Source organism: Nonomuraea sp. N2-4H (assembly GCF_045291505.1).
Classification (GTDB): Bacteria; Actinomycetota; Actinomycetes; order Streptosporangiales; family Streptosporangiaceae; genus Nonomuraea; species Nonomuraea fastidiosa.
This window is the reverse complement of record NZ_CP147987.1, coordinates 8,441,467-8,454,336: the sequence shown is the minus strand read 5'-3', so window position 1 is coordinate 8,454,336 and position 12,870 is coordinate 8,441,467. Positions and strand designations below refer to the sequence as shown.

Genomic DNA, 12,870 nt, shown 5'->3' with positions numbered 1-12,870 from the left:
GGAGATCCGTTGAGAGACAACCTCGACCTCGCCGCCAGCGCCCAGGAACTCGCAGACGCCGCCCCGACGGGATCGATCGACCGCGCCGCCGCCACGTCCGTGGCCATCACCCTGGCCACGACGCGCGACATCGACTCGGCGAGAAAGACCCTCGACGGGGTGACCCCGGCCGAAGTCCGCGAGGCCGCCCTGGCCCTGTTCGACCGCCTCGCCACCGCCGACGCGTGACGAGATACCGGCACTGACCGCGCCGGTGGCGCCACCCAGCGTGCCGTCGATCGCCGTCGCGCTGCCCGCCTGAGCGACGCGCCCCGCCCGACCGGAGCGCGGGTCCCGGCATGCTCACCCCGGCTCAGCAGGGGGCGGCCGTTTCCGGCCGGCGCGCCTCTCCCCCGAGTCCCCGAGACCCGCCTCGCGCGATCAAGATGCGGCGCGCCGGCCTTCACACGCCCCTGACCGGTCAGGGGGTGGCTCCTGCCGTCTTGCCGTTCGGGGTGCCGAGGCAGGCGGTGAAGGCTTGGCGGGCGCGCTCGCCCAGGCCGACCACGCCATCAGGGCGGGCGCCGCCCCCCGCGCCCTGGTCGTCGGCGCCGACATGATGACCGCCGTGACCGACTGGACCGACCGCACCACCTGCGTGCTGACCGGCGACGGGGCCGGCGCGGCCGTCGTCGAGGCGGCCGATGAGCCGGAGATCGGGCCCGTCGTGTGGGGTCCGCGCCCGAGCTCGGCACCGCCGTACGCATCGAGGGCACCCCCATCCGCTTCTCCCAGGACGGTCAGACCGTCTACCGGTGGGCCACCACCCGGCTGCCCGAGATCGCCAGGCAGGCATGTGAGCGCGGCGGCGTCCGTCCCGAGGAGCTGGCGGCGGTCGTGCTGCACCAGGCGAACCTGCGCATCATCAAACCCGTCGCCGCCCGGCTCGGCGCGGTCAACGCCGTCGTCGCCAAGGACGTCGTGGAGTCGGGCAACACCTCGGCCACCAGCGTGCCGCTCGCGCTGTCGAAGCTGCTGGAGGAGGGGAAGGTGGCCAAGGGGGCGCCGATGCTGCTGTTCGGGTTCGGCGGCAATCTGTCGTAGCCGGGATGGTGGTCCGCTGCCCGTGATGCGGCTCGATGCGTACTGTGGACTGCGGCACGCGGGCGTGGAGGGGCGATGCGGGTCGGGATACTGGGGCCGCTGCGGGTGGCGGGCAGCGAGGTCGGCGGCGCCCGCGTACGCGCGCTGCTGGTCCGGCTCGCGCTCGACCCCGGCCGGGTGGTCACCGCCGAGCGGCTCATCGACGACCTGTGGCCCGGCGACCCGCCCGCGCATCCGCCGGCGGCGCTGCAGTCGCTGGTGTCCAGGGCCCGCAGGGAGGCGCCGGGGCTCATCGCCTCGCATCCCGCCGGTTACCTGCTCGACGTGGCGCCCGACGAGGTGGACGCGTGGGCGTTCGAACGGCTCGTCCGGCAGGGCGACGTACGGCGGGCGCTGGCGCTCTGGCGGGGCGCGCCCCTCGCCGACGCGGCCGCACTGCCCTTCGCCACGGGTCCGGCCGCCCGGCTTGAGGAGCTGCGCCTGACGGCCCTGGCCGCCCGCATCGCCGCCGACCTCGACCTCGCCGCATCCCGCACCGTCTCTTCGAGTGCCGCCCGCTCGACCTCCTCGCCGCCCGTCGCCACCGGCCCCGCCGCGGCCCCGCCTGTCGCTCCCGGGCCTGAGGAGCTGGTGGCCGAGCTGGAGGAGCTGGTGGCGGCGCATCCGCTGCGTGAGCCGTTCCACGCGCTGCTCGTCCGGGCGCTGACGGCGGTGGGGCGGCGGGCCGAGGCGCTGGCGGCGTTCGAACGGATCAGGAACGCGCTGGCCGAGGAGCTCGGCGTGGACCCGGGGCCGGAGCTGCGCGAGGCGCACCTGGCGGCGCTCCAGGACCAGGAGCCGTCGCCCGGCCGTGGCCCAGAGCCGCCCGGGAGCAATCTGCCAGGCCCGGCTGACGAGGTTCGTGGGGCGGTCGGAGGACATCGCCAGGGTCGGCCGGCTGCTCGGCACCGCCCGCCTGGTCACGCTCGTCGGCCCGGGTGGCGCGGGCAAGACCCGCCTCGCCATCGAGACCGCCTCGGCGATGATCGGTCCTTCCGTCTCCCCCGCCGCCCGGATGACTCCGCCTCTCCAGCAGGCCGCCTCGGTGAGCAGCGGCCGCGCGGAGTCCGGTGCGGGGGAAAGAGCGTCGTCGTTCGTGCCCGAGCGGGTCTGGATGGTGGAGCTGGCGGCGGCCGGTGATGTGCGGGCGGCCGTCGAGCAGGTGCTCAGGACGGCCGACCCCGTGGCGACGCTGCGCGCCGCCCCAGGACCGGCGCTGCTCATACTGGACAACTGCGAGCACGTCATCGACGACGCCGCCAGGGTCGCCCAGTGGCTGCTGTCGGAGGCGACCGGACTGCGCATACTCGCCACCAGCAGGGAGCCGCTGGACGTCCCCGGCGAGAGCCTGCACCACGTACGGCCACTGCCGCCGGGCCCGGCGGTGGAGCTGTTCCTGGACCGGGCGGCGGCGGCCAGGCCGGACGCTACGGTGACGGCGAAGGACGCGGAGCGGATCTGCCGCGAGCTCGACGGCATCCCGCTGGCGATCGAGCTGGCCGCCGCCCGCCTGCGGACGATGCCGGTGCCGGTGCTGATGCGGCAGCTCGGCGACCGGCTGGCGTTCCGCGGCGGCCGCACGTCGGAGCCCCGGCACCGCACGCTGCGCGCGGTCATCGACTGGAGCTGGAACCTGCTGTCGGAGCCGGAGCGTGAGCTGCTGCGCGGGCTGACGGTGTTCGCGGGCGGCGCCACGTACGAGGCGATCGCGGCGGTCTGCGGCGGCGACCTGGACCTGCTCTCCTCACTGGTGGACAAGTCGCTCATCGCGCTCCAGGGCGACCGCTACACGATGCTGGAGACGATCAGGCAGTACGCCGCCGCCGACCTGCCCGAGCTGCGCCGCGCCCACGCCCGCTACTACACGGAGCTGGCCACGACGGCGGACGCGTACCTGCGGACGGGCGAGCAGCTTGAGTGGCTGGCGGTGCTGGACGCCGAGCGCGGCAACCTGGACGCGGCGCTGCGCCACACCGACGACCCGCTGGGGCTGATCGCGTTGCGCTTCTGGCCGTGGATCGTCCGCGGCCGGCATCGCGAGCTGGTCGAGCAGGCTCGCGCGGTGCTGGCCAGGGTCGGCGACGTGCCGCCGCCCGGCAGGGAGCTGGAGCACGGGTTGTGCGTGGCGATGACGGGCGGCCCGGTGAGCGACGTCGTACGCGAGTCCGACCACCCCGCGGCGCTGGCCGCGTGGGCCGTGGGCGGCGCGAACGGCCCGCGCGGCGAGGTGGTGGAGCTGGCCGAGAAGGGCCTGGCCCGGCTGCGCACCCACCCCGACCTGTGGACCCGGTCGGCGGCGATGCTGCTCGCGGGGGCGGTGCGGTTCGAGTACGGCGCGGTGACGGGCGCGGAGGACCTGCTGGAGCCGGCACTGGCCGGGTTCAGGCGGACCGGCGACCGGTGGGGCCAGTGGGCCACGTACTACTTCCTGTCGCTGGCGGCGGAGAACCGCGGCGACTTCGCGGCGGCGGTCGCGCTGACCGAGGAGCCTGAGCGGCCGGCGGCCGAGCTGGCGATGCTGGAGACGCCGCTCGGCCCGATGACGTTCCTGATCCGGCTCGGGCAGCTCAAGGCGCGCGCGGGCGACCACGCGGGTGCGGCGCGGGCGCTGGAACGCGCGTGGGCGGCCGCCGTGCGCTCGAAGGACGACGCCGTGGTGGCGCGGGTGCTGCACGCCCGCGCCGAGCTGGCCCGCAGGACCGGCGACCGGGAGACGGCCCGCGAGCTGCTCGAGCGGGCGCGGGCGCTCGGCGTCCAGGAGTCCGCGCAGTTCCGGGCGCTGATGGCGGTCGAGTACGCCCGCGTCTGCCCCGACCCCGAGGAGCCGCTGCGCCAGGCGCTCCACCTGATGGAGGGCTGCTCCGACCGTACGATCAGGGCCGCCGTGCTCGAGGGGGTGGCCGAGCACGTGCCGCCGGGGCTCGCGGCCGAGCTGCTGGGGGCGGCGCGGGCGCTGCGCGGCATCACCGAGTCGGCCGATCCCCACGTCAACGCCCTGGCCGCCCGCTGCGAGCAGGCGCTCGGCGCCGCCGCCTACCGGGCCGCGCTGGACAGGGGCGCGGCGATCCCGAACCCCGAGAGGTACGCGCTCAGCCCGCTCTCGTCCCCGTGATAGCCGATGTAGCCGTCGGGCCTGACGAGGATGACGCCGCGCTGCCCGTCGAGCGGCGGCAGCACGATCTCCGCGGTGGACGCAAAGCCGGGAGCCCGGTCGGCGAGTAGCAGGAAGCCGGTGCCGCGCTGCTCGGCGAAGTAAGCCCCGAGCCGCTCGCCCCCGCGCTCGCCCACCGACAGCGCGCTGCCGAGGTAGGCGAGGTCGAGCTGGTTGGTGTCGTCGCCGCGCCTGTGGTCGCCCTCGCGGTAGAGCCGGGTGCTCAGGCCGAGCACGTGCTCGGCGACCGCCTTGCGCTCGTCCTCGTACGTCTCCAGCAGCGCCTCCGACCCGATGGCCAGCTTCCACCCCAGGTTGTACGCGTCCTGCACGCCGGTGTTGAGCCCTTGACCGCCCGCCGGCGTGTGCACGTGGGCGGCGTCGCCGGCGAGGAAGATCCGGCCGGCCCTGAACCGCTCGGCGAGCCGGATGTTGACCCGGTACTCCGAGCGCCACACGATCTCCTCGATCCGTACGTGGGGCGCGTGCTCGGCGACGAGCGCGGCCAGGTCGTCGTGGCCGGGGTAGGGCGCCACGAGCTGGAAGATGTCGGTGCCGGGCAGCGGGCACAGCGAGAAGTGCAGTGACCGGCTCTGCAGCGACCCCCACAGGTGCCAGTGCTCGCGGTCGACGCCACGGGCCTTGACGTCGGCCAGCAGCATGCGCTCGCTCTCGTGGGTCACGCCGGTGAACCCGATGCCGGCCGCCTTGCGTACGGTGCTGCGCCCGCCGTCGGCCCCCACCAGGTAGGCGCTGCGCACGCGCTCGCCGGTGGCGAGGGTGGCGGTCACGCCTTCTGCGTCCTGCTCGACGCCGGTCACCTCGGCCCCGTACTCCACGCGGTGTCCCAGCTCGGCGAGCCGGTCGCGCAGGATGCGCTCGGTGCGCCACTGCGGCTGCATGATCACGTTGGGGTAGGGCACGCCGGGCGAGGGCTCGCGCAGCTCGTCCATCCGGCCTTCCCACACCACCTCGTCCCCGATGTAGCTGCGCAGCCCGGGGTAGACGGCGCCGGTGGCGAGGATCTCGTCGATCACGCCGAGGTCGTCGAAGACCTCAAGTGTGCGGGGTTGCAGGCCCTTGCCGCGCACGCCGCCGGGCGGTCGCGGCGAGCGTTCGACGATGCGCAGGTCCACGCCCCTGCGGGCGAGTTCGATGGCGAGGGTCAGTCCGGCCGGCCCGGAGCCGACGATCAGTACGTGCGTCATGCCCGTGACGGTGCCCGAGCCCGCTGCCGGATCGCTGTCAGCGTCCTGCCGGACCGGTGCCGGAGATGACAGCGGACGTCACACGATGACCTGATCATGGAGTACGTGGCGTCCTTTCAGTTTGCTGCGGGATGCGCCATGGTTAGGGCAGATCCCACCGCGAGGTAAGAGGTAAGGAGACCTGTGGCCAATACCGGCACGATCGACACGCGAGGCAGTGACTACGCCCGACTCGCCCAACGCATCGCGGAGGCCGGCCTGCTGGACCGGCGTCCCGTCTACTACGCCGTGCGGATGAGCATCGCCGCCGTCGTCTACGCCGGTTGCTGGGCGCTGTTCGCCTGGCTGGGCGACTCCTGGCTGCAACTCCTCGTCGCCGCCGCGCTGGCCGTGGTCTTCGGGCAGTTCGGCTTCATCGCGCACGACCTCGGCCACCGCCAGGTCTTCAGAACCCGCCGCCCGAGCGACATCGCCGGGCTGATCGTCGGCAACCTCTGCATCGGCCTCGGCTGGGGCTGGTGGAACACCAAGCACAACCGCCACCACGCCAACCCCAACCACGAGGACCACGACCCGGATGTCTCCCCCGCGGTGATCGTGTGGTCGCGGGATCAGGTGGCGCGCAGCTCGGGATTGCCTCGTTTTATCGCGAAATATCAGGCTTTCTGGTTCTTCCCGCTGCTCACCCTCGAAGCCTGGCACCTGCACGTCGCCAGCTTCAGAGCGCTGATGAACCCCGCCGCCAAGCGCCGCAAGCTGGAACTCGCCCTGCTCATCGTGCACTTCGTCATCTACGTCGGTGCGGTCTTCGCCGTGCTCTCCCCCGGCAAGGCGGTGCTCTTCCTGCTCGTCCACCAGGGGGTGTTCGGGCTCTACCTGGGCTCCACGTTCGCGCCCAACCACAAGGGCATGCCCATGCTCACCAAGGAGGACAAGCTGGACTTCCTCCGCAAGCAGGTGCTGACGTCACGGAACGTGCGCGGCGGGCTGTTCATCGACATCGCGCTCGGCCAGCTCAACTACCAGATCGAGCACCACCTGTTCCCCAACATGCCGGCGCCCAACCTGCGCAAGGCGCAGCCCATCGTCGAGCGGTACTGCGCCGAGATCGGCGTCCCGTACCTGCAGACCGGGCTGTTCGCGTCGTACGGGCAGGCCCTCGGGCACCTGCACGAGGTGGGCGCGGTGCTGCGGCGGCCTCCCGCCCAAGGCGCGGCCGTCGGCTGACGCCTACCACCCATGGCGCGGCGGTCGGCTGAGGCGTACCGCCCAAGGCGCGGCCGTCGGCTCAGGCCGTACGCGGGATGGAGGGCGTGGTCAGCGCGCGCCCTCCTCCTGCTTCAGCCGCTGCAGCAGCCCGTCGCGGCGGCGTTCCAGCTCGGAGATCAGCTCGGCCTGCTCGTCCGCCTGGCTGATCATCGACGCGATCTCCACCTGATCGGTCGCGCCGATGTCCCGGATCTGGTCGCGGATCTCCTGGTTCTCGGCGCGTAGCCGGGCCAGATCCGCCTCGACCTGCTCCAGTTCGTCCTTGATGCTCATGAACGGGCACTACCCAGCAGCGGCCGTCCGATTACCGGATGTCGAGCGCAACGTCCACAATGGTAGCCATGCCGAGGCCCTCCACCAGCACGATCGTGTCGCTCGCGACCTGCGCCGCCGTGCTCGCCGGCCTCGTCATCACCTACGCGCTGCGCCCCGCCCGGCTCAACGCGCTCGACTTCGTGCTGCCGCTCATCGCCTGCGGCGCGCTGCTGGCGCGGCGGCGGCACCCGGTCGCGGCGCTGATCGTGGTGTCGGTCTGCGCCGCCGTCTACTACCCGTTCGCGGGGCTCGACGGGCCGCTCGTCGTGCTGGTCTTCGTCGCCCTCTACACCGCCGCCGACCAGGGGCATCTGGCCGCCGCCGTGACGACGGGCGGCGCGTCACTGCTCGCCATGGGGTGCGGCGAGGCCGGCGGCGTCCGGCACATGGACGACAGCTTGTTCGTGATGATCGCGGGCTGGGTGCTGGCCGCGATCGCGTTCGGCGGCGTCACCCGCAACCGGCGCGCGTACCTGGAGGAGGCACGCCGGCACGCGCTCGACGCGCTGCGTACGAAGGAGGAGGAGGCCAGGCGGCGGGCCGGCGAGGAGCGGCTGCGCATCGCCAGAGAGCTGCACGACGTGATCGGCCACAACATCTCCATGATCAACGTTCAGGCCGCGGCGGCGCTGCACGGCCTGAAGAAGCGGCCGGAGGACGCCGAGGCGGCGCTGCGCACGATCAAGGAGACGAGCAAGGAGACGCTGCGCGAGCTGCGCAGCACGCTGGGCGTGCTGCGCCAGGTGGACGAGGATGCGCCGACCGGTCCCGCCGCCGGGCTCGCGCGGCTGGACGAGCTGGTGGCGGCGTCGGGGCTGCAGGTCCGTACGGAGACGTCGGGCCCGCTGGACGCGCTGCCCGCCGAGGTCGATCTGGCCGCCGTCCGCATCATCAGGGAGGCGCTGACGAACGTGTCCCGCCACGCGGGCACCGACCAGGCGACGCTCACCATCAGCAACACGTCCGGAAATATCATCATTTGCGTGGAAGATGATGGTCCGGGCAGCATGTACGAGGAGGGCAGCGGCTACGGCATCCAGGGCATGCGCGAGCGCGCCATCGCCCTCGGCGGCTCGCTCGAGGCCGGTCCCCGCCCCGAGGGCGGCTTCCGCGTCACCGCCCGCCTCCCCCTGAGTCCTCCGGCGAGCTCATGAAAGAACCCATCGGCCACCCCGCCGCCTCATGACCCGCCCTGCCGGTGAACCCACGATCCACCCGTAAGCCCCACCCATGAACGAGAGCCGATGATCCGCGTACTGCTCGCCGACGACCAGACCCTGGTCCGCGCCGGGTTCAGGTCCATACTCAGCGACGAAGACGACATCGAGGTGGTGGCCGAGGCCGCCACCGGCGAGGCGGCGATCGCCGGAGCCCGCGAGCACCGCCCCGACGTGGTGCTCATGGACATCCGCATGCCCGAGCTCGACGGCCTTGAGGCAACCCGCCGCATCGCGGGCGACCCGGCGCTCGGCGACGTCAAGGTGATCATCCTGACCACGTTCGACCTGGACGACTACGTCTACGGGGCGCTGCGCGCGGGCGCGAGCGGCTTCCTGGTCAAGGACACCGAGCCCGCCGAGCTGATCCACGCCGTCCGGGTGGTGGCGAGGGGCGACGCGCTCATCGCGCCGTCGATCACGCGGCGCCTGATCGCCGAGTTCGCCGGCCGGGTCAAGCGCCCGGAGCCGGGCCCTGAGCTCAACGCGCTCACCGAACGCGAGCGCGAGGTCATGACGCTGGTGGCCGGCGGCCTGTCCAACGACGAGATCGCGACCCGGCTCGTGCTCAGCCCCGCCACGGCGAAGACGCACGTCAGCCGCATCATGACCAAGCTCGGCGTGCGGGACAGGGCGCAGCTCGTGGTCATCGCGTACGAGGCCGGCATGATCACCCCGGGCTGGCTTACTCCCTGAGGAGTACGCCGGCGGGCGGCTGTCATTCCGGGAAGTACGCCGGGTGACCGCCCGAGGCTGACGCGGCAGGCGAAACCGTGCACGCAAGCTCGTCAGCATGGACACCGTTGACCTCGCCCGCTTGCAGTTCGCGCTTACCGCGGGCGCACACTTCCTGTTCGTGGCGCTGACGCTCGGCCTGGCGACGCTGCTGGCGGTCGTCCAGACGGCGGCGACGCTCTCACGGAACGACGTGCACCTGCGGATGACGCGGTTCTGGGGCCAGCTCTACATCATCAACTACGCGATGGGCATCGTCACCGGCCTGGTGATGGAGTTCCAGCTCGGGCTGTCGTGGAGCGGGCTGACGAACTACGCGGGTGACGTGTTCGGCTCGGCGCTGGCGATCGAGACGCTGGTGGCGTTCTTCGTCGAGTCGACGTTCCTGGGGCTGTGGATCTTCGGCTGGAACAAGCTGAACCGGTGGGCGCACCTGGCACTCATCTGGGTGGTGACGCTCACCGCGTACGCGTCGGCGTTCTGGATCCTGGTGGCCAACGGCTTCCTGCAGAACCCGGTGGGCCACGTGGTGGAGAACGGGCGGCTGCGGCTGACCGACTTCGGCGCGATGGTGGCGAACCCGGCGGCGCAGGCGGCGTTCTGGCACGTGCTGGTCGGCGGGCTGATCGTGGGCGGCTTCTTCATGGCGGGGGTGAGCGCGTACCATCTGCGCCGCCGTACGCCCGAACACGAGGTGTTCCGCAAGTCGCTGCGCATCGGCGTCGGCGTGGCGCTGCCGACGACCTTCCTGAACGCGGCGTTCGGCGGTATCTCGTTCGGGACCCTGCAGCCCGCGAAGGCGGCCGCCTGGTCCGGCTCGGCGAGCAAGCTGGCCGAGGTGCAGGCGGAGTTCGCCGCCAGGTTCGGGCCCGGCGACTACCTGCCCGACGTGGGCTGGGTGCGGACCGGCGGCATCGTGATGATCATGCTCTGGCTGCTGATGATGATAGTGGGCGTGCCGAGCTTCCTGCTCATGTTCGCCAAGCCCGCCGTGTACCGGTTCCGGCCGTGGCACTGGGTGCTGACGCTGATGATCCCGGTTCCGTTCGTGGCCACGCTGGGCGGCTGGGTGTTCCGCGAGATGGGCCGCCAGCCCTGGGTGGTGTACGGGCTGCTGCGCACGTCGGAGGCCATGTCGCCGGTCACGAAGGCACAGGCGACGCTCTCCCTGCTGGCCTTCACCACCGTCTTCGCGGCGCTGATCGCGGTCAACACCTGGCTGCTCGCCCGGTACGCGCGGCGCGGGCTCGGCGCGGTGGCGCTGGGCGACCGGCCGATCGAGGCGCCTGTCCCCGTCCCTTCGTTCTGACAAGCCTCTGGGAGCCCGCAGATGGAGATCTTCGTACTGGCCTTCTTCGCGCTCGGTTACCTCGTGCTGGCCGGGGCCGACATCGGGGTGGGGATGGCGCTGCCGTACCTGGGCAGGACGCCGGGCGAGCGGCGTGAGGTGATCGCCGCGATCGCGCCGTTCTTCCTCGGCAACGAGGTGTGGCTGGTGGCCACGGCCGGGGTGCTGGCCGGGCTGTTCCCCCGGCTGGAGGGGGAGCTGCTGCACGGCAACTTCACGATGGTGGTCACGCTGCTGCTGTCGTGGGTGGTGCGCGACGCGGGGCTGTGGCTGCGCGGACGTGTGCCGGGGACGCGCTGGCAGACGTTCTGGGACGGCGCGATCGTGGCCGGGAGCTGGGGGCTGGCGCTGAGCCTGGGCGTGATCCTGTCCGGCGCGCTGCTCGGCTTCGGGGGGCCGGTGGCGCTGCTCGGCGCGCTGGTGCTGGCCGCGCTGTTCGCCGTCCACGGGCTCGCGTTCGCGGCACTGCGGCTGCAAGGCGCGCTGCGGGCGCGGGCGGCCCTGCCGTCGGGGCCGCCGTCGGGCGGCGCGGGCGAGTGGCGCACGTACGCGCTGACCTCGGTGGCGCTGCTGGTGGTGGGGGTGCTGGCCGGGATCCGGCTGCCGCTGGAGCCCGGCACGTCGGGGCCGCTGCTGGTGCCGGTCGTCCTCACCCTGCTGCCGTTCCTGGTGGCGGCACAGGCGTGGGTGTGGTGGACGTTCCGGCACCGGGTCAGCGGGCCCTCCTACCTGTGACTAGAACAGCGGCTCGCCGTCCCTGGTGAGCTTCCAGTTGGCGACGGCGAAGTCGGCCGGGTCGATGGTGCCCTGCTCGGTGGCGTACTCGATGAGCGCCTGCCGGATCTCGACCTGCGCGTTGTAGACCACCTCGGCCCCGGTGACGTGCGGGAACCCGCCGCCGCCCGACTGGCGGTAGTTGTTGATCGCGACCACGAACTCCTGGTCGTCGGCGACCGGCTGGCCGTCGTAGGTCAGGTTCGCGATGCGCTGCCCGGCCGGCTTGGCGACGTCGATGTCGTACGAGACGCCGGAGAGCTGGTCGTAGTTGTAGTCGGGGGTGCCGCCCGCGTTGGTGAGCTTGGAGACGTCCACCGGCTCGCCGGGCGCGAGCTGGTTGAAGTACTTGGCCGAGTACTCCAGGTACTCCTTGATCTGCGCGCCGGTCAGCTTCACGGCCATGAGCGTGTTGTCGTAGACGTACAGGCCGGCCACGTCCCTGACGCGGACGTCACCCGCGGGGAAGACGGCGCTGCGGCTGAACGGCGCGGCGATCGACAGCACCGGCAGCGTGTTGCCGGGCAGCGCCTGCTTGACGGTCTCGACCTGCACGTGCTGGATGTAGTCGAGGATCGGGGTGTCCTTGTAGGGCGACTCGGCCGCCGACAGCTCCTGCGCCGACTTGGCGACGGGCTTGTTGACGTAGCCGACCGTGGCCTCGTGCTGCGGCTTCAGCAGCTCGACGATCTTCGGGTCCTCGGGGACCGTGTTGGTGTTGAGCGTGGTGGCCGACTTGCCGGTGACCACCCACTTGCCGCGCTTCTTGGTGAGCTGGAAGTCCAGCACCGACAGGCGCTGGCCCCACTTGCTCGGCTCGCTCAGCAGCACCTGCTGCCCGGTGACCTTGTTGGTCACGAACTTCTCGGGCACCTCGTTGTGCGCGTGCCCGAACAGCACGGCGTCGATGCCCGGCACCTGCTCGGCCACCATCGCCGAGGCGTTCTCGATCGGCAGCTCGTCGCCGTAGGAGGACATGCCGTCGTCGCCCGCGTGCGCGGTCACCACGACGACGTCCGCGCCGTGGCCGCGGATGACCGGCACCCACTTCTTCGCCGACTCGACGAGGTCGGTGAAGCGGAGCTTGCCCTCGACGTTCGCCTTGTCCCAGATGGCCACGCCGGGGTTGGTGAGCCCGAGCACGCCGACCTTGATCGGCTTCTCGCCCTTGACCTTCATGGTCTTGATGACGAACGGCTTGTACGCCGGCAGCCCGGTCTTGGCGTGCACCGCGTTCGCGCCGAGCACGGGCGCCTTCATCTGCTCGATCCAGGTGGCGAGCAGCGGCAGACCGTAGTTGAACTCGTGGTTGCCCAGGGTCACGGCGTCGTAGCCGATGGCGTTCATGGCCTTGGCCATGGGGTGGATCTGACCGGTCGTGGTGATCGGCTCGATCTTGGCGTAGTAGTACGCCAGCGGCGTGCCCTGGATGGTGTCACCGGAGTCGAACAGCAGCGTGTGATCCGCTCCCCGCTCGGCCCTGATCTTGTTGACGAGCGAGGACACCTTCGCGAGGCCGATGGAGTTGCCCTGGCTGTCGGCGTAGGCGGCGTCCTTGTAGTAGTCCCAGTTGAGCGCGTTGCTGTGGATGTCGGACGTGCCCATGACCGTGACCGTGACCGTCTTGGCCGGTTTGGCGGCCTGCGCGGGAGGTGCCGCCAGGACCAGCGCGCTGAGCGCGGCGGTCCCGGCGATGGCGAGTCGTGTGGTCTGCATGGTTGGCGAGGCTAA

General features: G+C 72.0%; 11 protein-coding genes and 1 pseudogene. 9 read left to right on the top strand and 3 right to left on the bottom strand.

Annotated features, from left to right (window positions below):
* The first annotated feature begins 9 nt into the window (after positions 1-9).
* The 4 genes and pseudogenes from WBK31_RS39195 (at position 10) to WBK31_RS39180 (ending at position 2,262) form a co-directional block, all read left to right on the top strand.
* Positions 10-228: a hypothetical protein gene (locus WBK31_RS39195; RefSeq protein WP_364068173.1), complete on the top strand. Its 219-nt coding sequence runs from the start codon at positions 10-12 to the stop codon at positions 226-228.
* Between the two features lie 289 nt (positions 229-517).
* Positions 518-649, top strand: a pseudogene (locus WBK31_RS39190) (3-oxoacyl-ACP synthase); the annotation flags it as partial.
* A 59-nt stretch (positions 650-708) separates the two neighbouring features.
* A complete protein-coding gene (locus WBK31_RS39185; protein ID WP_406674038.1) occupies positions 709-1,083 on the top strand; it encodes a 3-oxoacyl-[acyl-carrier-protein] synthase III C-terminal domain-containing protein in 375 nt (124 codons plus the stop codon).
* Between the two features lie 75 nt (positions 1,084-1,158).
* Positions 1,159-2,262, top strand: coding sequence for a BTAD domain-containing putative transcriptional regulator (locus WBK31_RS39180; protein WP_406674037.1), 1,104 nt, complete (start codon positions 1,159-1,161; stop codon positions 2,260-2,262).
* Between the two features lie 1,893 nt (positions 2,263-4,155).
* Here WBK31_RS39180 and WBK31_RS39175 read toward each other — a convergent pair.
* Complete coding sequence (locus WBK31_RS39175) at positions 4,156-5,481, bottom strand: FAD-dependent monooxygenase (RefSeq protein WP_364068179.1); 1,326 nt, start codon at positions 5,479-5,481, stop codon at positions 4,156-4,158.
* Positions 5,482-5,742: 261 nt separating this feature from the next.
* On the opposite strand from WBK31_RS39175, the gene WBK31_RS39170 reads away from it, so the two are divergent.
* Entirely contained in the window at positions 5,743-6,708 is a 966-nt protein-coding gene (locus tag WBK31_RS39170; protein ID WP_378790150.1) for a fatty acid desaturase family protein, read from the top strand.
* Positions 6,709-6,798: 90 nt separating this feature from the next.
* Here WBK31_RS39170 and WBK31_RS39165 read toward each other — a convergent pair whose 3' ends face one another.
* Positions 6,799-7,023, bottom strand: coding sequence for a hypothetical protein (locus WBK31_RS39165; RefSeq protein ID WP_364068182.1), 225 nt, complete (start codon positions 7,021-7,023; stop codon positions 6,799-6,801).
* A 68-nt stretch (positions 7,024-7,091) separates the two neighbouring features.
* Between WBK31_RS39165 and WBK31_RS39160 the strand changes: the two genes are divergently transcribed.
* The 4 genes from WBK31_RS39160 (at position 7,092) to WBK31_RS39145 (ending at position 11,100) form a co-directional block, all read left to right on the top strand.
* A complete protein-coding gene (locus WBK31_RS39160) occupies positions 7,092-8,219 on the top strand; it encodes a sensor histidine kinase (RefSeq protein WP_378785444.1) in 1,128 nt (375 codons plus the stop codon).
* A 90-nt stretch (positions 8,220-8,309) separates the two neighbouring features.
* Positions 8,310-8,978 carry a response regulator transcription factor gene (locus WBK31_RS39155; protein ID WP_364068186.1) on the top strand — a complete coding sequence of 223 codons (669 nt, stop codon included), beginning with the start codon at positions 8,310-8,312 and terminating at the stop codon, positions 8,976-8,978.
* A gap of 97 nt (positions 8,979-9,075) precedes the next feature.
* Entirely contained in the window at positions 9,076-10,326 is a 1,251-nt protein-coding gene (locus tag WBK31_RS39150; protein ID WP_406674036.1) for a cytochrome ubiquinol oxidase subunit I, read from the top strand.
* A gap of 21 nt (positions 10,327-10,347) precedes the next feature.
* A complete protein-coding gene (locus WBK31_RS39145) occupies positions 10,348-11,100 on the top strand; it encodes a cytochrome d ubiquinol oxidase subunit II (RefSeq protein ID WP_364068190.1) in 753 nt (250 codons plus the stop codon).
* Here WBK31_RS39145 and WBK31_RS39140 read toward each other — a convergent pair whose 3' ends face one another.
* Positions 11,101-12,855 carry a 5'-nucleotidase C-terminal domain-containing protein gene (locus WBK31_RS39140; protein WP_364068192.1) on the bottom strand — a complete coding sequence of 585 codons (1,755 nt, stop codon included), beginning with the start codon at positions 12,853-12,855 and terminating at the stop codon, positions 11,101-11,103.
* Between the last annotated feature and the right edge of the window lie 15 nt (positions 12,856-12,870).